Raw genomic sequence first — 17,452 nt, forward strand, 5'->3', positions numbered from 1 at the left:
AAGGAGACAACTGATGGCACAGCTAGAAAACAGTCAGCAAGTGGCGCTTTTGCGCGGGATCAATGTCGGCCGCGCCAAGCGCGTGGCCATGGCCGACCTGCGCAAGCTGCTGGGCGACCTGGGTTTTGCGGATGTCCGCACGGTACTCAACAGCGGCAACGTCGTGTATGACGGGGGCGCGGTGGCGCCGGCCGACGCCGCGGCCCGCATCGAGGAAGCGCTGGTGCTGAAACTGGGCGTGGCGGCCAGGGTGACGGTGCTGTCGGCCGGCCAGTTTGCCGAACTGATCGAACAAAACAGCCTGGCGCCCGTGGCCGATGCGGCCCGCTTGCTGGCGCTGGTGCTGAACAATCCCGCCGATGTCCAGCGCCTGGCGCCGCTCTTGCGGCAGCCGTGGCAGCCGGAAGCGCTGGCCCTGGGCCAATGGGCCGCGTATGCCTGGTGTCCCGACGGCGTGCTGGCCAGCAAGGTGGTGGCGGCGCTGGGCGTGCTGCTGGGCGATGGCGTCACGTCGCGCAACTGGGCCACCATGCAAAAATTACACGCGCTGCTGAACGGGCCGGATGAGGCCGCCACCCCCTCACTCACGCGGGAGCACTGATGCCTACCATTAGCGGCGTATTCGACGTCAAGATCAGCCCGGAAACCTTGTCGGACACGGCCGCGCAGTCGGGGCTGGGACGCTTGTCGCTCGACAAGCGCTACCATGGCGCCCTCGACGCCCGCGCGCAGGGCGAGATGCTCAGCGCGCGCGCCGCCGTGTCCGGTTCGGCAGGCTATGTGGCGCTGGAACGGGTGGAAGGCACCCTGGACGGGCGCCACGGCAGTTTTTATTTGCAGCACAGCGGCAGCATGACGCGTGGCGCGCCCGCCTTGTCGGTGACGGTGGTGCCCGATACGGGTACGGAGCAGTTGCAGGGGCTGTCCGGCAGCCTGGCCATCCGTATCGAAGAGGGCAAGCATTATTATGATTTCACGTATGACCTGACTGAGGCGCCATGAACTGGGATATCGTCAAGGGCGTGCTGATCCTGCTGGTCGCCGTCAGCGTCCTGGGCACGGCCTTCGTGCTCATTTCCGCCTCGGGGACGGACAAGGCGGCCTGCATTGCGCGCGCCTTGAAATCAGGCATTCCTGTGGGGAATATCGAAAGAGTCTGCCGCTTGCTGGACAAGTGAGCCAGGTGACGAGGCCAAAAAAATTCCGCGCAAGGCGGAATTTTTTTTAAGGCAGCGGCGTCGCTGCCGGAATAGGGTCAGCTATCGAATTTTTCCTGTTTTTCGCCGTGCATGCCAAAGGCCAGCAGGCCCAGTCCTACCAGTAACATCGAGACCATGCTCGCTTCGGGCACGGGCGGCGGCACGTTCGTTTGCTGCGCGGCCGTGGCCGTGGCGGCTGCGGACGGTGGCAGCATGCCCTGGCGTGCACCGGCGCTGCGCCAGCGCGGGGGCGCATTGAAGGTCGAGCCCTGCGTCAGCAGGCGCGCATACGGCAAGTCCGGTGCATCCCAGGCGGGATTGTCCGTCGTGTTATACAAACCGAGACTTTCGTCGCTCATGACAGGCACGCGTGCGGCGTGCGGGGGACTATCGCCGGCCGCCACATTGCCGGCACACATGGACAACACGAGCATGGCCACGCCTGGCGACTGAAGTATCTTCATCGTTGACTCCCTGGTTCACCGTGCTGCGCGGCCGAAAACCGGCCTGTGCATGGACGGACAATGCGCCTGTACGGGGGCGTATCATGGTTTTTCTGATGAGGCTTTATTAGAGCACAAGCCATGGCAATTTTGCTACGTATATTTGCTTTAAATTACGAATATTTATCATTTTGATAGCGCGGAAGCTATCGCTGCCGCGCACTTTGCATGAGCACGCTATCGCTGCAAAACACTGTTGTTTTTTTGTGCGAATCGCCAGCAGGAAAACAGTATATTGATTAGTATATTGTTTAACGCACGATGATCAACATGACCGCCTGTGGGAGGGCAAGATGGAGACAGTTGCAACACAACACGCCGAGTACAACCTCGACGCCATGCGTGGCTCGGCCTACAAGGCCAGCTCGCTGCTCAAGGCCATGGGCAATGCCGACCGTTTGATGCTGCTGTGCCAGCTATCGCAGGGCGAGCATTGCGTCAGCGACCTTGAACAAAAAGTGGGCATCGGCCAGCCGACCCTGTCGCAGCAGTTGGGCGTGCTGCGCGAAGAGATGCTGGTGGCCACGCGGCGCGATGGCAAGCAGATCTATTACCGGGTCGCCAGCGCGCCCGTGCTGGCCGTGCTGCAAGTGCTGTACGCGCAATTTTGCGCGCCGCGCCCCCCGTTCAACGACGAAGCGGACTGAGCCCAGTCATGTGCATCGCCTGGCAACACTTCACGCCGTGGGCTTCGCTGGCCGGCGGCATGCTGATCGGCCTGGCAGCCGCCTTGCTGATACTGTTCAATGGCCGCATTGCCGGCATCAGCGGCATCCTCGGCGGCCTGCTGCGCCCGCGCCAGGGCGACCTGGGCTGGCGCATCGCGTTTCTTGCGGGCCTGATAGTCACGCCGCTGCTGTACCCCTTGTGGCAAGCCTTGCCGTCCGTGCAGATCGACGCGGGCACGCCCGCCCTGATCGCGGCGGGCCTGCTGGTGGGCGTGGGCGTGCGCTACGGCGCCGGCTGCACCAGCGGCCACGGCGTGTGCGGCCTGTCGCGCCTGTCCCCCCGTTCGCTGGCGGCCACCATCGCCTTCATGGCGGCCGGTTTCCTCACCGTCTATCTGTTGCGCCATCTGTGAGCAAGCTTATGAGCAGGCTCGTCCTTTCCCTGTTGAGCGGCCTCGTCTTTGGCCTGGGCCTGATCGTCTCCGGCATGGGCAACCCGGCCAAGGTGCTGGGTTTCCTCGACCTGGCCGGCGCCTGGGACCCGTCCTTGGCGCTGGTGATGGGCGGCGCCATCGGCGTGGCCATGCCCGCCTTCTGGCTGGCGCGCCGGCGCAGCACGGCCTTGCTGGGCGAGCCCATGCAACTGCCAGTGTCGCGGCGCATCGACGGGCGCCTGCTGCTGGGCAGCGTGGCTTTTGGCGCGGGCTGGGGCATCGCCGGTTTCTGTCCCGGCCCCGCCCTCGTGTCCCTGCTGGCGGGCCAGCCGAAGGCCTGGATTTTCGTGGCCGCCATGCTGGCCGGCATGGCGCTCTTTGAAGTCCTGGAGCGCCGCAAGGCAGCGGCGCCGGCCTGAGGCGGTACAATCTCGCGCATCGCCACTCTGGATACCCGTTGACATGAAGACCGTGATTTTCCGGGCCGGCGCGCGCGCCGCCCTGCTGTGCAGCGTGCTGGCGCTGGCCGCCTGCGGCAGCTTGCTGAAGAAGGAGGCACCGCCCGCTCCCGCGCCCGTGGCCGACACCTTGCCCAATCCGCAAGTGCTGCTGCTCGGTGAAGTGCATGACAATGCGCAAGGCCACCGCCTGCGCGTGGCGGAGTTGCAGCGCCGCCTGGCCGCCGGCTGGCGTCCCGTGATCGTGATGGAGCAGTTCGACCGCGACAACCAGGCCTTGCTGACGCGCGCCGCGCGCGATTGCGCCGACCCCGACTGCATCATCCGCGTGATGGAACAGCCGCGCTGGGACTGGAGCTTGTACCGGCCCGTGCTGGACCTGGTGATCAGCTACCAGCTGACCCTGGTTGCCGGCAATCTGTCGCCTGCCGATGCGTCGCGCATCGCGCGCGACGGCATCCAGTGGTCCATGCCGCCCGCCATGGCGGCCACCTACCTGGCCGCACCCGTGCCGGCCGATATTGTGGAAGCACAACAGAAGGAAGTGCAGGCGGCCCGCTGCAATATGCTGCCCGACATGATGCTGAGCGGCGTCGTCAACGCCCAGGTGGCGCGCGACATCTGGATGGCCAAGCTGATCCGCGACCAGGCGCCGCGCGATGTGGTGCTGATCGCCGGCAACGACCACGTGCGCAAGGATATCGGCGTGCCCCGCTGGCTGAAGCTGGCCGATCCGCAATTGAACGTGCGCAGCATCGGCTACCTGGAGCAGGGCGGCAGCGGCTACCAAGGCACGTTTGACCTGACGCAGACGATGCCCGCGCAGCCGCGCCCGGACCCGTGCGCCAAATTCAAGAAATAAGGTTCAGGAAATAATTCCTACTGCTGCACGCGCACCAGCGCGCTGACCTGGCTGGCCGTCGCCAGCAGCTTCGGCAAGCTGTGTTCCAGCAAGTGCGCCACGGACGGCCCCGCCGTCTGGCCGCTGACGTTGATCGCCGCCACCACCTTGCCGGCCCGGTCGAACACGGGCGCGGCCAGGGCGATCAAGCCCTGTTCCAGCTCTTCCTGCACCAGGCACCAGCCCTGGCGCCGCACTTGCGCAATCTCTTCCAGCAAGACGTCGATATCGACCTTGGTTGCCGGCGTGATCTTCAGCAGCGCCATCTTCGACAATCGTTCGCGCAGCACGTCCGGCGCCAGGCCCGACAGCAACACCCGTCCCATCGAGGTGCAGTAGGCCGGCAGCCGGCTGCCGATGCCCAGATTGATCGACATGGTGCGGTGCGCGGACAGGCGCACGACATACACGATGTCGTCGCCGTCGAGCACGGTAGCCGAGCACGACTGGCGCAAGGTGTGCATCAGTTCTTCCAGCAGCGGCTGCGCCTGGGTCCACACGGGCAACGATGACAGATACGCATAGCCGAGGTCGAGCACCTTGGGCGTCAGGCGGAACAGCCGTCCGTCCGCTTCCACATAACCGAGATGCAGCAGGGTATGCAGGATGCGCCGTGCCCCCGCGCGCGTCAGCTGCGCCCGTTCCGCCACTTCGCTCAGGGTCTGTTGCGGCGCTTCCGCGCCAAAGCTGCGCAAGACGGCCAGCCCCCGCGCGAACGATTGCACATAGCTGTCGCCGGGACGGGGCGCGCCGTCGGCATCGAGGGTTTCTGCGGCGGAAAGTGGCGTGCTGCTGCGTGCGGTCATGGCGATTCCAATTGGTCAAGGTGGCAATTATAGCCATGGCGCCAGCGAAAACGGCAAATTGACAAGCGCCCCGATCAGGCATATTCTCACGAATAAGTTCTAAATACGAATATTTGTTCGTTGTACGAACAAATGAGTTGTGAGTTTGATAGGGAGGAGACAGGCAATGATCGACAAACTGCGTACCAGCGTCCTTGAGGCGCTGGCCGATATCCACGATGGCGCCACCGTCATGATTGGCGGCTTCGGCGGCGCGGGCCAGCCGGCCGAACTGATCGACGGCTTGATCGCCCAGGGCGCGCGCGACCTCGTCATCGTCAACAACAATGCGGGCAATGGCGACACGGGCCTGGCTGCCCTGCTGAAAAACGGGCAGGTGCGCAAGATCATCTGCTCGTTTCCCCGCCAGGCCGATTCCCACGTGTTCGACGCCTTGTACCGCGCGGGCAAGCTGGAGCTTGAATTGGTACCGCAGGGAAATCTGGCCGAGCGCATCCGCGCCGCCGGCGCCGGCATCGGCGGCTTTTTCACGCCCACGGGCTATGGCACGGACCTGGCCAAGGGCAAGGAAACGCGCGAGATCGACGGCCGCATGTATGTGTTCGAGTCGCCCATCCACGCCGATTTCGCGCTGATCAAGGCGGAGCAGGGCGACCGCTGGGGCAACCTGACTTACCGCAAGACGGCGCGCAACTTCGGCCCCATCATGGCCATGGCCGCCAAGGTCAGCATTGCTTCCGTGCATGAAGTTGCCGAGCTGGGCAGCATCGATCCCGAACACGTCGTCACGCCGGGCCTGTTCGTGCAGCGCATCGTGCAAGTGCCGCGCACGGCCACCGGCCCCGCCGGCTTCAAAGCTGCCTGAGGAGTATTGACATGAATAAATGGAATCGAGACCAGATGGCGGCCCGTGTGGCGGCCGACATCCATGAAGGCGCCGTCGTCAACCTGGGCATCGGCTTGCCGACCCTGGTGGCAAATCATTTGCCGGCCGGCGCCGACATCATCCTGCACAGCGAAAACGGCGTGATCGGCATGGGCCCCGCGCCCGCGCCGGGCGAGGAAGACTACGACCTGATCAACGCGGGCAAGCAGCCCGTCACCCTGCTGGCGGGCGGCAGCTATTTCCACCATGCGGACAGCTTTGCCATGATGCGCGGCGGCCACCTGGACATCTGCGTGCTGGGCGCCTTCCAGGTGTCCGCCACGGGCGACCTGGCCAACTGGCACACGGGCGCGCCCGACGCCATCCCCGCCGTGGGCGGGGCCATGGACCTGGCCATCGGCGCAAAGAAAACCTGGGTCATGATGGAATTGCTGACCAAGGGCGGCGAGAGCAAGCTGGTGCAGGCCTGCACGTATCCGCTGACGGGCATAGCCTGCGTCAGCCGCATCTACAGCGACCTGGCCGTGCTCGACCTGTCGCCGGCCGGCGCCGCCGTCGTCGAGCTGGTCGATGGCTTGAGTTTCGAGCAGCTGCAAGCGTTGACGGCCGTGCCGCTGACGGACGCCCGCTGATTCACCGCCCCTATTCAATACACTTTCTTGGAGGAAAGAACATGACCCACGCTTACATTTGCGACGCGCAGCGCACGCCGTTCGGCCGTTATGGCGGCAGCCTGTCCGGCGTGCGCGCCGACGACCTGGGCGCCGTGCCCATCCGTGCCTTGATGGCGCGCAATCCCAACGTGGACTGGGCCGCCGTCACGGACGTGCTGTACGGCTGCGCCAACCAGGCGGGCGAGGACAACCGCAACGTGGCGCGCATGGCGGCCCTGCTGGCCGGCTTGCCCGACAGCGTGCCGGGCGCCACCCTGAACCGCCTGTGCGGCTCGGGCCTGGACGCCATCGGCAGCGCGGCCCGCTTCATCAAGAGCGGCGAGGCGGGCTTGCTGGTCGCCGGCGGCGTGGAAAGCATGAGCCGCGCCCCGTTCGTCATGGGCAAGGCGGACAGCGCCTTTTCGCGTGGCATGAAAATGCAAGACACGACCATCGGCTGGCGCTTCGTCAACCCGCTGATGAAGGCACAGTACGGCGTCGATTCGATGCCGGAAACGGCGGAAAACGTGGCTGTCGAGTTTGGCATCAGCCGTCTTGATCAGGATGCGTTCGCCCTGGCCAGCCAGGTCAAGGCGCTGGCGGCGCAGCAGGCGGGTGTGTTCGACAGTGAAATCTGCCCCGTCAGCATCGCGCAAAAGAAAGGCGATCCCGTCATCGTTGCCCGCGACGAGCATCCGCGCGCCACCACCCTGGACACCCTGGCGAAACTCAAGCCCGTCGTGCGCGCGGATGGCACGATTACGGCCGGCAACGCGTCCGGCGTCAACGATGGCGCGGCGGCCCTGCTGCTGGCCGACGAAGCCAACGCGGCCCGTTTCGGCCTGACGCCGCGCGCCCGGGTCGTGGCCATGGCGACGGCTGGCGTGGCGCCCCGCATCATGGGTATCGGCCCCGCGCCCGCCACCCTGAAAGTGCTGGCCATGACGGGCTTGAGCCTGGCCGATTTCGACGTCATCGAACTGAACGAAGCCTTCGCCGCCCAGGGCCTGGCCGTGCTGCGCCAGCTGGGTTTGCGCGACGACGATGCCCGCGTGAACCCGAACGGCGGCGCCATTGCCCTGGGCCATCCGCTGGGCGCCTCGGGTGCGCGCCTGGCCATGGCGGCCGTCAACCAGCTGCACCGCACGGGCGGGCGCTATGCGCTCTGCACCATGTGCATCGGCGTGGGCCAGGGCATCGCACTGGTGCTCGAGCGCGTCTGATCCTGCGCGCCCGCAGGCGAAAAAAGTTGCCGGCGATACGTATTAACCCGTATGCCGGACGGCTTTTTGACCTTGATCAAGGGCGTATGATGCAAAACTGGCCCGGGCAACCTGGCTGGCGTTGGCTTTTTCACACGAACAAGAAGATTGATATGACATCCCACGATACTCCGCATGACGTTGCGCAGCTGACATCCCAGCAGCGCATCAAGGCCATCATTGGCGCTTCCTCCGGTAACCTGGTCGAATGGTTCGACTTCTACATTTACTCTTTCTGTGCGCTGTATTTCTCGCACGCCTTCTTCCCTTCCGGTAATCCCACCACGCAGCTGCTGCAGACGGCCGGCATCTTTGCCGCCGGCTTCCTCATGCGTCCCGTGGGCGGCTGGCTGTTCGGCCGCATCGCGGACAAATACGGCCGGCGCCAGTCGATGATGATTTCCGTGCTGATGATGTGCGGCGGCTCGCTGATGATCGCCGTCATGCCCACCTATGACACCATCGGCGCCTTCGCGCCGTTCCTGCTGCTGGTGGCGCGCCTGTTCCAGGGCCTGTCCGTGGGCGGCGAATACGGCACCAGCGCCACCTACATGAGCGAAGTGTCGGAGTCGGGCAAGCGCGGCTTCTTTGCCTCGTTCCAGTACGTGACCCTGATCGGCGGCCAGTTGCTGGCCTTGCTGGTGCTGGTGGTCTTGCAGCAATTGCTGACACTGGAAGAATTGCGTGCCTGGGGCTGGCGCATCCCCTTCGTCTTTGGCGCGCTGGCGGCCCTCGTGTCGCTGAACCTGCGTAAATCGCTGACGGAAACGACCACGGCCAGCGAGCGCAAGGACAAGGACGCGGGCAGCCTGCGCGGCTTGCTCAAGCACAAGCGCGCCTTCATCACGGTGCTGGGCTTTACGGCAGGCGGCTCGCTCGTGTTCTACACGTTTACCACCTACATGCAGAAATACCTGGTCAACACGGCCGGCATGGATACCAAGACGGCCAGCGCCGTCATGACCTGCGCCTTGCTCGTCTACATGATCTTGCAACCCGTGTTCGGCGCCCTGTCCGACCGCATCGGCCGCCGTACCTCGATGCTGTTCTTCGGCGGCCTGGCCACGCTGTGCGTGCTGCCGATCATGCATGCCTTGAAGGATATTTCCAGCCCGTACGCGGCGTTTGGCCTGATCATCATCGCGCTGGCCATCATCAGCTTCTACACGTCGATCAGCGGCTTGATCAAGGCGGAAATGTTCCCCGTCGAAGTGCGCGCGCTGGGCGTGGGCCTGTCGTATGCGGTGGCCAACGCCATGTTCGGCGGTTCGGCCGAATACGTGGCGCTGCAGTTCAAGGCCTGGCACGTGGAAGAGTATTTCTATTGGTACGTGACCATCATGTGCCTGATTTCCTTCATCGTCGCCATCCGCATGCCGGACCCGGGCCGCTCGGGACTGCTGAAGTAAGCTTGCCGTAGAATAGGGGGGACACTGCGGTGTCCCTTTTTCATCGCCGCCTTTTTATTGTGCCGATCAGGAGTTTTCATGCCGTATGTTATTCCCGCAGCCATCCAGCCCAGCGTGCCCGTCAGCGGCAGCGCCGACAGCTTTCCCGTCCACCGCATCTATTGCGTGGGCCGCAACTATGTCGACCATGCCCAGGAAATGGGCCACACGGGCCGCGAGGCGCCGTTTTTCTTCATGAAGCCAGCCGATGCCGTGCTGCCCGTGGCGGCGGGCACGACGGGCGAGTTGCCGTACCCGGCACAGACGCAGGATTTCCAGCACGAGATGGAACTGGTGGTGGCCATCGGCAAGGGCGGCAGCGATATCGGCGTGGCCGATGCGCTGGATCACGTGTGGGGGTATGCGGTCGGCCTGGACATGACGCGCCGCGACGTGCAGGGCGCCGCGAAAAAGCTGGGCCGTCCATGGGAGACGGGCAAGGCGTTCGAGCACTCGGCGCCCATCGGCCCCATCACGCCGGCCGCGCAGGCGGGCGGCGTCGGGCAGGCCGCCATCACCCTGCACGTGAATGGCGCGCTGCGCCAAAGCAGCAGCATCGATATGCTGATCTGGAACGTGGCCGAAACCATCGCCGACCTGTCGACCTACTTTACCCTGCAGCCGGGCGACCTGATCTACACGGGCACGCCGGCCGGCGTGGCGGCCGTGCAGCGCGGCGACGAACTGGTGGGCGCCATCGACGGCCTGGGCGAACTGCGCGTCAAGATCGTGTAAGCGCGCGCTGGCGCACGGCACGGCAAGCCCGCCTGGCGCACAATCGCCGTGCGGGCTTTTACGTTGCATCAAGGAGATATCCATGCTGAGCGAGACTTATACTGTAGCGCAACCCACGCGTGCCGAGATCGACGCCCTGGCGGGGCCGGCCCTGCTGGAATTCGGCACGGGCTGGTGCGGCCACTGCCGCGCCACCCAGGCGCCGCTGGCTGCCGCGCTGGCGCGGCACTCCGGCGTGCCGCATCTGCGCGTGGAAGACGGCCCCGGCCGTGCCCTGGGGCGCTCGTTCCGCGTGAAGCTGTGGCCGACCCTGATTTTTTTGAAAGACGGCCAGGAGGTGGCGCGCCTCGTGCGCCCGCTCGACAGCGCCGAGATTGCGCGGACTTTTGCATTGATTGATGCATAGGTCGGCGTAGGTCGGCTTGGCGCAGCGTAAGCCGACACTAGCGCCTGGCATGCGCTATCACAACTTCTTGCCGCACCGCACCACTGCGCGTATCATAAGCCGCTTACAGCAAGATCAACCGCATCCTTGACCGGATGCAGGCGCGATCATCGCCGGCCCGCTCCACCCGGAGGGGCCGCAGGCAAGGATTCACCACAAATGACCGACGCCGCGATGCCGACGCGCGGGTCTGGTACGGAATGCCTGGCGATACGCCGGGCCTGATGCACGTCGCCCATCCCCTGACGCCTTTCCTGCCGTGCCCCGGGTAACCGGATGGCGCACGACCGTTGTTTCTCTATATCAGCACTGATCACGGTGCGTTAGCGCGTGTTGCCGGCAGTTCGTTACGGCAACTAAAACCGTTGTTTTTGTTTGCAAATTTAATAGCAAATGCGCAGCAAATGCATACGCGCAAGGCTATGATATGCGAACGACGCGCGAAGTAATCGTCGGGAAATGATTGTAAATTTATGACGAACAGAAGCGGATGTGATGCAAGGCGGCTGTCGCGACGCAGTGCGAGCACTGCGAGCGGCTGCCAACGCAGCAGCGCGCCGTTTGTGGAAGTCAGAAATAACAATAATTTACTGGCGCTTACTTTATACAACGTGCTGTGCTGCTGCCTGAAAAAACATCCAGAGAATGGCCTTTAGACACCCTCCCCAAGGAGCGCAGTAAATGAGCACCCCCCCCAAGAAAAATTCCCCCGGCACGGTGCTGTTCGCCAGCCTGATCGGCACCACCATCGAGTTCTTTGACTTTTATATCTACGCCACGGCCGCCGTGCTGGTGTTCCCGAAACTGTTCTTCCCTGCCGGCGACCCGTCGGCCGCCGTGCTGCAGTCGCTGGCCACGTTTGCCATCGCCTTCTTCGCCCGTCCCATCGGCTCGGCCGTATTCGGCCACTTCGGCGACCGCATCGGCCGCAAGGCCACGCTCGTGGCGGCGCTGCTGACCATGGGGATCTCCACCGTCATCATCGGCCTGCTGCCCACGTATGCGGCCATTGGCACCCTGGCGCCATTGCTGCTGGCGCTGTGCCGTTTCGGCCAGGGCCTGGGCCTGGGCGGCGAGTGGGGCGGCGCGGTGCTGCTGGCCACGGAAAATGCGCCACCAGGCAAGCGCGCCTGGTACGGCATGTTCCCGCAGCTGGGCGCGCCGATCGGCTTCTTCCTGTCGGGCGGCATCTTCCTGCTGCTCAGCGAAACCATGACCGATGAGCAATTCTTCAGCTATGGCTGGCGCATCCCGTTCCTGGCCAGTGCGCTGCTGGTCATCGTCGGCCTGTACGTGCGCCTGAAGATCACGGAAACGCCGGACTTCCAGAAAGTCATCGACAAGAACGAGGTCGTCAAACTGCCGGTGGCCACCGTGTTCCGCCAGCATGGCCGCATGCTGTTCCTGGGCACCATCATCGCCCTGGCCACCTTCGTGCTGTTTTACCTGATGACGGTGTTCGCGCTGAGCTGGGGCACGACCAAGCTGGGCTTCACGCGCAAGGAATTCCTCATCGTGCAGCTGTTCGCCGTGCTGTTCTTTGCCCTGACGATTCCATTCTCGGCCGTGCTGGCCGACCGCCGCGGCCGCCGCACCACCATGATCTGGGTCTCCGTCGCCATCGCCATCTTCGGCCTGGTGCTGGCGCCCATGTTCGGCTCGGGCGTGACGTGGGAAGTGACCATCTTCATGGCCGTCGGCCTGGGCCTGATGGGCATGACCTACGGCCCGCTGGGCACCATGCTGTCCGAACTGTTCCCGCCCGAAGTGCGCTACACGGGCGCGTCGCTGACGTTCAACCTGGCCGGCATCCTGGGCGCCTCGCTGGCGCCGTACATCGCCACCTGGCTGGCCACGAATTATGGCTTGCAGTACGTGGGCTATTACCTGTCGCTGGCGGCCGTGCTGACCCTGGGCGCCCTGCTGATGGTGGGCATGCCGAAGGCAGGCAAGGAAGCCTGGCAGTAACACCTCATTGAGCCTGCGGCTCCCGAAAGCCGCCAGCCCAGCTGGCGGCTTTTTTTTTTGACTAGCGTAGCGCCACGTGGCCGTAGCAGGCCTGCAGTCCCGCATAGTCGTAGAAGACGCTGCCAGGCGCGATGCGGGCGCCCTCGCACGCCGCCTGGAACGGCGCTTCCTTTTCGTTGTACAACTGGCGCACGATGAGCCGGCCTTCGCCATTGCGGTACACATCCCACTGCAGGTTGGCCGCCAGCGGCGACACCTGCGCACCGCGCCACGGATTGCCGGCATGGCTGTAGGGCGTCGTGGCCGGCAGCGGTGTTTGCGCTCCGGGCAAGCCCATGGCCGAGGCCAGCGGAATGAGCATTTCCGCATGCGTGAAGCGCAGTTTGGCCGCGTGGCGCATATCGCCCCTGGCCAGCGCATCGACTTCCTGGAAAAAATCCTCGCGCAAGGCCAGCGCGAAGCGCCAGGTCACGCCCTTGCTTTCCACGGTGGCCGGACCTTTCGCGTAAAAATCCTCGTGGTCGGCGACGGCGGCGTAATAGCGCGCATCCTCTGCGGGCATGTAGCGGCCGAAGTCGGCCGGCACTTCATGGTGCATGCCGGCAGCGATCGCATACAGCTCATACAGTGTCGTCGCGGCCCCATTCCGGCTGCGGATGACGGTCTTGCCGCTGCCTGTCATGGTGCGCGTGAGTTTGCCGTCCGTGCTGGTGAAGGTATAGCTGCCCGTGTCCGCGTAGCTGGCGCCGCGCTCGAACCGGGCCAGGAAGGCGGGTGCAAACAGCCGTTCCAGCACGTGGCGCGCATGCGCGGCCGCTTCCGGCGCTTTGGCCGGGGCGTCCATCAGCGCGTGCAGCCCCTTGGTGCGCAGGTAGCGCTGGTAAGCCTGGCTGGCGCCGTAGGTGGCCTCATGCGGGGCGGCGCGGTCGGTCACCAGGTCCGTCTGCGGCGCCAGCTTGTGCGCGTACAGCAGGAAGCGGTTGACGCCGTCGGGCTGGCGTACCGGCGGTACCCCGGGCGGGCGTCCCTGCGGATACGGCGCCGGCGCGGGCGGCAGGGTCAGCAGCGGCGCCAGCGCCGGCGCCTGTTCCAGCAGCGATTGCGTGAAGAAGCGCGAACTGTCGCGCGCGCGGTCCACGCCGGAATGAATGACGAGCAGCTGGCGCGGCGCCGTCGCGGCGTCTTGGCCCACTTGCGCGAACAGGGCGGGCAGGCGCGCCAGCAGGCGCGCGGCCAGTTGCCGGTGTTCTTCGATGCCCGTCTGCGACAGATTGCCATAGCCGGGCGTCTCGATCCCGGCCACGCCATGGCCGAGCAAGGCATTCGCCCGCATCAGGGCCAGGATGTCGGGCCCCAGTTCGCGCCCCAGCGGCGTCAACGCATCCTGCGCGGCGGCTTGTTGCCACATCGCGTGCAGGGCGGCGTCGCCCTTCATGCCGGTCAGTCCGCGCGAACCGTGGCGCGCCACCAGCTGCGTGAAGATGGGCTGGAAGCCGTCCGGCGGCGCCGCATACGTGGCCGGGTCCTGCTGCGGCGCGTACGGCGTCTTGGTCTGGTAATGGCCGTCGATGGCCAGGGCGGGGCTGGCGCAGGCAGCCAGGGCCAACAGCATGCTGGACGGGGGAAGCGGTGGGGGCATGGTTTTTTTGGTGGATAATTTCTCGAATGCAAGGCTAGCACTGAACGCAAAAAAGGCGGGCACGACTGGATGCCGTGCCCGCCTGTGCCGTCACCGCAGCGTGTCAGCCTACCACTTCGGCGTGTACTTCAGGGTGAACTGCACGTTGCGCGGGTCGCCATAGTAGTTGTTCGAACCGGTGGTGTTGTAGGACGGGATGATGTAGCGCTTGTCGAACAGGTTGTTGACGTTCAGCGACAGGGCCACTTGCGGCGTGGCTTGCCAGCCCAGGCGCGCATTCCAGATGGAGAAGCCGGCGACCTTGAAGGTGCGTTCGGTATCGACCGTGTGGCTTTGCAGGCTGGTGCCGGCACCCACGCTGAACTTGTCCCAATTGCCGGGCAGGGTATAGCTGGACCAAAGGCGCAGCATGTGCTTCGGCGTCCAGGTGGAAAAGACCTGGCCCTTGTTGTCCGGATCGTCGAGGTAGGTTGTCGTCGTATAGGCGTAGCCGGCCGACAGCTGCAGGCCGCGCGCCACTTCGCCCGATACTTCCGCTTCCAGGCCCTGGCTGCGCACCTTGCCCGAGGCGCGCGAGCAGTACCAGCCGTCGCAGGCGAAGCCGGCGGCGTAATCGGTGACGGCGCGGTCCTTGTGGTCATAGCGGAACACGGCCAGCGAGGTATTGACCTTGCCGTCCAGCAGTTCACCCTTGATGCCGCCTTCGTAGCTGCTGCCCGTGATCGGCTTGAGGGTCCGGCCCGCCACGTCGTGGTTCGTCTGCGGCTGGAACACGTCCGCATAGCTGGCGTAGGCCGACCATTGCGGCGTCAATGCATGGATCAGGCCCAGCGACGGCGTGAACTTGGCCGTAGTGCGGGTGGCGTCGCGGTAGCCGTCCGGCGTGGCATACAGGAAGTCGTACCAGCTGAAGCGCCCGCCCAACAGGACTTTCAGATTGTTCGTCAGCTGGCCGTTCCAGGTGGCGTACAGGCCTTTCTGGCGCATGTCGTAGGTGCTGTAGCTGGTCACCCCCATCGGGCGCGCGGCGATGGTGTCGAAGTCCTGCCACGGACGATTGTGCTTGATATGGAAGATGTCCGCGCCCGTTTCCCACGCGCGTGCATAGCGGTCGTTCGACGTGAAGCTGACATAGCTGGCGCCGACGACGATTTCCTGCGCGATGCCCAGGCCATCGAATTTGCCGCGCACGAAGGCGTCGATGCCGCGCTTGCGGTTGTCGAAATCGGTGGAAAAGTCTCCGTAGCGCGCGCCGCTGCCATCGGGCTTGATTTCAAAGGCCGTGCGCTGGTGCGTGGAGCTGGTGCTTTCATTCGTGCCCAGCGCCGACGCCTTCAGGCTCCATTGCGTATTGAAGTGGTGCTCCAGGTCCAGGTAGACGGTGCTCTGTTCCACCAGGCTGCGGTTCCAGTCGGCACCCGTGAAGGTGGAGCGCGGCAGTGGCAGTTCGCCGCCGTCTGCATAGCGGGGCAGGCCGATGAAGGTGGGGCGGCCGTGGGCCTTCACATGGCTGGCGGCCAGGCCGACCGTGGTGGCGGGCCCCAGATCGTAGTCGAGCGCCGCGTACAGGGCGCGGTTCTTGCTCCATACCTGGTCGATGAAGGAGTGGCTGTCGTCTTCATCGACGATGGCGCGTCCGCGCAGGGTGCCTTCCGCATTCAGCGGGCTGCTGATGTCGACCTGGGCGCCGTAGTGATCCCACGAACCGGCGCGGCCCGTCAGCGTGATCGCGCGCGTGGCCAGCGGGCGCTTGCGCACCAGGCTGACGGAGCCGCCGGGGCTGCCCGTGCCGACCAGCATGCCGGAGGCGCCGCGCAGCACTTCCAGGCGGTCGTAGATGACCATGTTTTCCTGGCCCCAGTTACCCAGCGCATAGGTGTTGCGGTCGATGGGCACGCCGTCGTACTGCCATTGATCGATCTGGAAGCCGCGCGCCGTGATGACCACGCCCGGCCCCACGCCATGCACGCCCACCACGCCGGTGACGTTGTTGACGGCTTCGCGCAAGTCCGTGATGCCCTGGTCGTCCAGGCGCTGGCGCGTCAGCACGCTCACGGACTGGGGGATGTCCTTCATCGATTGCTCGCCCTTGCCGATGGTGAGCTTGCGCGCCGTGTAGGAGCCGCTGCCTTCCGTGGTGGCGCCTTGCTCGGTCTGGCCGACGATGGTAATCGAGGGCATGGTGCGCTCGGCCGCCGAGGCGGATGCGGCGGCTGCCGTGGGTGCGGACGCCGGCGCGGCCACCAGCACATAGCCGGTTGCCGTCTTGCCGATGGCGTAGCCGCTGCCGCGCAGCAGCACGGCAAAGCCGTCATCGATGGCGTAGCTGCCCTGCAGGCCTGCCGTCGTCAAGCCCTGGACCTTGGCCGCATCGATGACGATGGACACGCCCGCCTGCTGCGCATAGCGGTTCAGGGCGCCGGCCAGCGGACCGGTGGGGATGCTGTAGCTGGCGCTGGCAGGCGCCGTCTGCGCAACTGCCTGGGCGTGCATGCCGGCGCTTGCCAGCAGCAGGGCGGCCAGGGCCAGCGGGCGCAGACGCGTGCGCAGGGTGTTCGGGGACGTAACGGCAACAACTTGAGCGTACATGGTGACAGCCTTTTTTGAATGATCTCAGCTGCCTTGACGCACGAGATGCGCAAAGTGGAACTGCGAATGCCAATTATTTCTATTTGTTTTTTGCGGGGGCGCTGGCGGGCGCGTCGACCATCACCAGGTAGCGCGTCAGCATGCGGATGCGCAGCTGCGGGAAATTGTCGATCAACAGCTGCAGCGCCTTGTCCGTGTCGTCCAGCGGCAGCACGGCGGCCACGCGGATGCCGGCGATCTGCGCGCGGTCGTAATGCAGCTGGCCGGGGCGGTGGCGGGCCAGCTCGTCGAGCACGTCGGCCAGCGGCTGGTCGTCGATCACCAGCTGGTGCGCGCGCCATGCCTCCTGCACGCTGGCCGCATCGATGGCCGTGATTGGCCCCACGCCATCTTCCGTGATGCGCGTGCGCTGGCCCGCCTGCACGATGCTGGCCGGATGCTGCGGTACCTGCGCCGAGACCTTCGATTCCAGCATGCTCAGGATGGTGGCGTCATCGTCCCTGCGCACGGTGAAGCGCGTGCCCAGCGCGCGGATCGCCGCCTGCCCGCTGTCGACGATGAAGGGGCGCTGCGCATCCTTGGCCACGTCGACGAGGATGTCGCCCTGCACCAGCTCCACATGCCGCTCGCCCGCATTGAAATGCACGTTGACGGCGCTGCCGCTGCCCAGGGTAATGTGGCTGCCGTCGGCCAGGGTGTGCGTGCGCCATTGTCCCGTGGGGCTGCGCAGGTCGGCCAGCAGGTAGGCGGGGCGCTCGCTGACGGCCAGCGCGCTTGTCAGCGCCAGCACGGCCACGGCGCTGGCGGCAGCCAGCTGGCGCAGGCGCTGGCGGCGTGGCGCGATGGCGGCCAGCGCCG

At 65.4% G+C, this 17,452-nt stretch carries 19 protein-coding genes; 14 read left to right on the forward strand and 5 right to left on the reverse strand.

Annotation, left to right across the window (positions count from 1 at the left end; genetic code table 11):
* Window positions 1-13 precede the first annotated feature (13 nt).
* The 3 genes from GCN74_RS18195 to GCN74_RS18205 are packed head-to-tail and all read left to right on the forward strand — an operon-like array spanning window position 14 to window position 1,178.
* Window positions 14-601 (forward strand): DUF1697 domain-containing protein, encoded by a 588-nt coding sequence (locus GCN74_RS18195; RefSeq protein ID WP_152257980.1) that lies wholly within the window; start codon window positions 14-16, stop codon window positions 599-601.
* Entirely contained in the window at window positions 601-1,002 is a 402-nt protein-coding gene (locus tag GCN74_RS18200) for a DUF3224 domain-containing protein (RefSeq protein ID WP_152257981.1), read from the forward strand. Before GCN74_RS18195 ends, GCN74_RS18200 begins: the two co-directional genes overlap by 1 nt.
* Complete coding sequence (locus GCN74_RS18205) at window positions 999-1,178, forward strand: hypothetical protein (protein ID WP_152257982.1); 180 nt, start codon at window positions 999-1,001, stop codon at window positions 1,176-1,178. Before GCN74_RS18200 ends, GCN74_RS18205 begins: the two co-directional genes overlap by 4 nt.
* Before the next feature lie 77 nt (window positions 1,179-1,255).
* Here GCN74_RS18205 and GCN74_RS18210 read toward each other — a convergent pair whose 3' ends face one another.
* Window positions 1,256-1,663: a hypothetical protein gene (locus GCN74_RS18210; protein WP_152257983.1), complete on the reverse strand. Its 408-nt coding sequence runs from the start codon at window positions 1,661-1,663 to the stop codon at window positions 1,256-1,258.
* A gap of 332 nt (window positions 1,664-1,995) precedes the next feature.
* Between GCN74_RS18210 and GCN74_RS18215 the strand changes: the two genes are divergently transcribed.
* The 4 genes from GCN74_RS18215 to GCN74_RS18230 are packed head-to-tail and all read left to right on the forward strand — an operon-like array spanning window position 1,996 to window position 4,124.
* On the forward strand, window positions 1,996-2,349 hold the full coding sequence (locus GCN74_RS18215) for an ArsR/SmtB family transcription factor (protein WP_070310209.1): 354 nt from the start codon (window positions 1,996-1,998) through the stop codon (window positions 2,347-2,349).
* A gap of 8 nt (window positions 2,350-2,357) precedes the next feature.
* Window positions 2,358-2,783: a YeeE/YedE family protein gene (locus GCN74_RS18220; RefSeq protein ID WP_152257984.1), complete on the forward strand. Its 426-nt coding sequence runs from the start codon at window positions 2,358-2,360 to the stop codon at window positions 2,781-2,783.
* A gap of 8 nt (window positions 2,784-2,791) precedes the next feature.
* The gene (locus tag GCN74_RS18225) at window positions 2,792-3,223 is read left to right on the forward strand and encodes a DUF6691 family protein (RefSeq protein WP_152257985.1); all 432 of its coding nucleotides are present in this window, start codon (window positions 2,792-2,794) and stop codon (window positions 3,221-3,223) included.
* A 43-nt stretch (window positions 3,224-3,266) separates the two neighbouring features.
* Window positions 3,267-4,124, forward strand: coding sequence for a ChaN family lipoprotein (locus GCN74_RS18230; protein ID WP_152257986.1), 858 nt, complete (start codon window positions 3,267-3,269; stop codon window positions 4,122-4,124).
* A gap of 17 nt (window positions 4,125-4,141) precedes the next feature.
* Here GCN74_RS18230 and GCN74_RS18235 read toward each other — a convergent pair whose 3' ends face one another.
* Window positions 4,142-4,969 carry an IclR family transcriptional regulator C-terminal domain-containing protein gene (locus tag GCN74_RS18235; RefSeq protein ID WP_152257987.1) on the reverse strand — a complete coding sequence of 276 codons (828 nt, stop codon included), beginning with the start codon at window positions 4,967-4,969 and terminating at the stop codon, window positions 4,142-4,144.
* Between the two features lie 166 nt (window positions 4,970-5,135).
* Here GCN74_RS18235 and GCN74_RS18240 point away from each other — a divergent pair, with 166 nt between their 5' ends.
* The 7 genes from GCN74_RS18240 (at window position 5,136) to GCN74_RS18270 (ending at window position 12,366) form a co-directional block, all read left to right on the forward strand.
* Window positions 5,136-5,834, forward strand: a complete 699-nt coding sequence (locus GCN74_RS18240; RefSeq protein WP_152257988.1) for a 3-oxoacid CoA-transferase subunit A — start codon at window positions 5,136-5,138, stop codon at window positions 5,832-5,834.
* An 11-nt stretch (window positions 5,835-5,845) separates the two neighbouring features.
* Window positions 5,846-6,487 carry a 3-oxoacid CoA-transferase subunit B gene (locus GCN74_RS18245; RefSeq protein WP_152257989.1) on the forward strand — a complete coding sequence of 214 codons (642 nt, stop codon included), beginning with the start codon at window positions 5,846-5,848 and terminating at the stop codon, window positions 6,485-6,487.
* Window positions 6,488-6,528: 41 nt separating this feature from the next.
* Window positions 6,529-7,731: a 3-oxoadipyl-CoA thiolase gene (gene pcaF, locus GCN74_RS18250; RefSeq protein WP_152257990.1), complete on the forward strand. Its 1,203-nt coding sequence runs from the start codon at window positions 6,529-6,531 to the stop codon at window positions 7,729-7,731.
* Window positions 7,732-7,883: 152 nt separating this feature from the next.
* A complete protein-coding gene (locus GCN74_RS18255; RefSeq protein WP_152257991.1) occupies window positions 7,884-9,179 on the forward strand; it encodes an MFS family transporter in 1,296 nt (431 codons plus the stop codon).
* Window positions 9,180-9,257: 78 nt separating this feature from the next.
* Complete coding sequence (locus GCN74_RS18260; RefSeq protein ID WP_152257992.1) at window positions 9,258-9,953, forward strand: fumarylacetoacetate hydrolase family protein; 696 nt, start codon at window positions 9,258-9,260, stop codon at window positions 9,951-9,953.
* A gap of 82 nt (window positions 9,954-10,035) precedes the next feature.
* A complete protein-coding gene (locus tag GCN74_RS18265) occupies window positions 10,036-10,359 on the forward strand; it encodes a thioredoxin family protein (protein ID WP_152257993.1) in 324 nt (107 codons plus the stop codon).
* A 720-nt stretch (window positions 10,360-11,079) separates the two neighbouring features.
* Window positions 11,080-12,366: an MFS transporter gene (locus GCN74_RS18270; RefSeq protein ID WP_152257994.1), complete on the forward strand. Its 1,287-nt coding sequence runs from the start codon at window positions 11,080-11,082 to the stop codon at window positions 12,364-12,366.
* A 61-nt stretch (window positions 12,367-12,427) separates the two neighbouring features.
* Here GCN74_RS18270 and GCN74_RS18275 read toward each other — a convergent pair whose 3' ends face one another.
* From GCN74_RS18275 to GCN74_RS18285, 3 genes are all read right to left on the reverse strand, one after another.
* The gene (locus tag GCN74_RS18275) at window positions 12,428-14,005 is read right to left on the reverse strand and encodes a histidine-type phosphatase (RefSeq protein WP_226939106.1); all 1,578 of its coding nucleotides are present in this window, start codon (window positions 14,003-14,005) and stop codon (window positions 12,428-12,430) included.
* A gap of 108 nt (window positions 14,006-14,113) precedes the next feature.
* Complete coding sequence (locus tag GCN74_RS18280; protein ID WP_152257995.1) at window positions 14,114-16,594, reverse strand: TonB-dependent siderophore receptor; 2,481 nt, start codon at window positions 16,592-16,594, stop codon at window positions 14,114-14,116.
* Between the two features lie 79 nt (window positions 16,595-16,673).
* Window positions 16,674-17,452 (reverse strand): FecR family protein (locus GCN74_RS18285; protein ID WP_152257996.1); only part of this gene is annotated, 779 nt, incomplete at its 5' end.

The organism is Janthinobacterium sp. FT14W (genome assembly GCF_009208755.1).
In the GTDB taxonomy this organism is placed as follows: Bacteria; Pseudomonadota; Gammaproteobacteria; order Burkholderiales; family Burkholderiaceae_D; genus Janthinobacterium; species Janthinobacterium violaceinigrum.

What these genes read in the sequence shown, in the direction of transcription:
- GCN74_RS18195 (WP_152257980.1), top strand. Translation starts at nt 14, where the DNA reads ATGGCACAGCTAGAAAACAGTCAGCAAGTGGCGCTTTTGCGCGGGATC.
- GCN74_RS18200 (WP_152257981.1), top strand. Translation starts at nt 601, where the DNA reads ATGCCTACCATTAGCGGCGTATTCGACGTCAAGATCAGCCCGGAAACC.
- GCN74_RS18205 (WP_152257982.1), top strand. Translation starts at nt 999, where the DNA reads ATGAACTGGGATATCGTCAAGGGCGTGCTGATCCTGCTGGTCGCCGTC.
- GCN74_RS18210 (WP_152257983.1), bottom strand. Translation starts at nt 1,663, where the DNA reads ATGAAGATACTTCAGTCGCCAGGCGTGGCCATGCTCGTGTTGTCCATG.
- GCN74_RS18215 (WP_070310209.1), top strand. Translation starts at nt 1,996, where the DNA reads ATGGAGACAGTTGCAACACAACACGCCGAGTACAACCTCGACGCCATG.
- GCN74_RS18220 (WP_152257984.1), top strand. Translation starts at nt 2,358, where the DNA reads ATGTGCATCGCCTGGCAACACTTCACGCCGTGGGCTTCGCTGGCCGGC.
- GCN74_RS18225 (WP_152257985.1), top strand. Translation starts at nt 2,792, where the DNA reads ATGAGCAGGCTCGTCCTTTCCCTGTTGAGCGGCCTCGTCTTTGGCCTG.
- GCN74_RS18230 (WP_152257986.1), top strand. Translation starts at nt 3,267, where the DNA reads ATGAAGACCGTGATTTTCCGGGCCGGCGCGCGCGCCGCCCTGCTGTGC.
- GCN74_RS18235 (WP_152257987.1), bottom strand. Translation starts at nt 4,969, where the DNA reads ATGACCGCACGCAGCAGCACGCCACTTTCCGCCGCAGAAACCCTCGAT.
- GCN74_RS18240 (WP_152257988.1), top strand. Translation starts at nt 5,136, where the DNA reads ATGATCGACAAACTGCGTACCAGCGTCCTTGAGGCGCTGGCCGATATC.
- GCN74_RS18245 (WP_152257989.1), top strand. Translation starts at nt 5,846, where the DNA reads ATGAATAAATGGAATCGAGACCAGATGGCGGCCCGTGTGGCGGCCGAC.
- pcaF (WP_152257990.1), top strand. Translation starts at nt 6,529, where the DNA reads ATGACCCACGCTTACATTTGCGACGCGCAGCGCACGCCGTTCGGCCGT.
- GCN74_RS18255 (WP_152257991.1), top strand. Translation starts at nt 7,884, where the DNA reads ATGACATCCCACGATACTCCGCATGACGTTGCGCAGCTGACATCCCAG.
- GCN74_RS18260 (WP_152257992.1), top strand. Translation starts at nt 9,258, where the DNA reads ATGCCGTATGTTATTCCCGCAGCCATCCAGCCCAGCGTGCCCGTCAGC.
- GCN74_RS18265 (WP_152257993.1), top strand. Translation starts at nt 10,036, where the DNA reads ATGCTGAGCGAGACTTATACTGTAGCGCAACCCACGCGTGCCGAGATC.
- GCN74_RS18270 (WP_152257994.1), top strand. Translation starts at nt 11,080, where the DNA reads ATGAGCACCCCCCCCAAGAAAAATTCCCCCGGCACGGTGCTGTTCGCC.
- GCN74_RS18275 (WP_226939106.1), bottom strand. Translation starts at nt 14,005, where the DNA reads ATGCCCCCACCGCTTCCCCCGTCCAGCATGCTGTTGGCCCTGGCTGCC.
- GCN74_RS18280 (WP_152257995.1), bottom strand. Translation starts at nt 16,594, where the DNA reads ATGTACGCTCAAGTTGTTGCCGTTACGTCCCCGAACACCCTGCGCACG.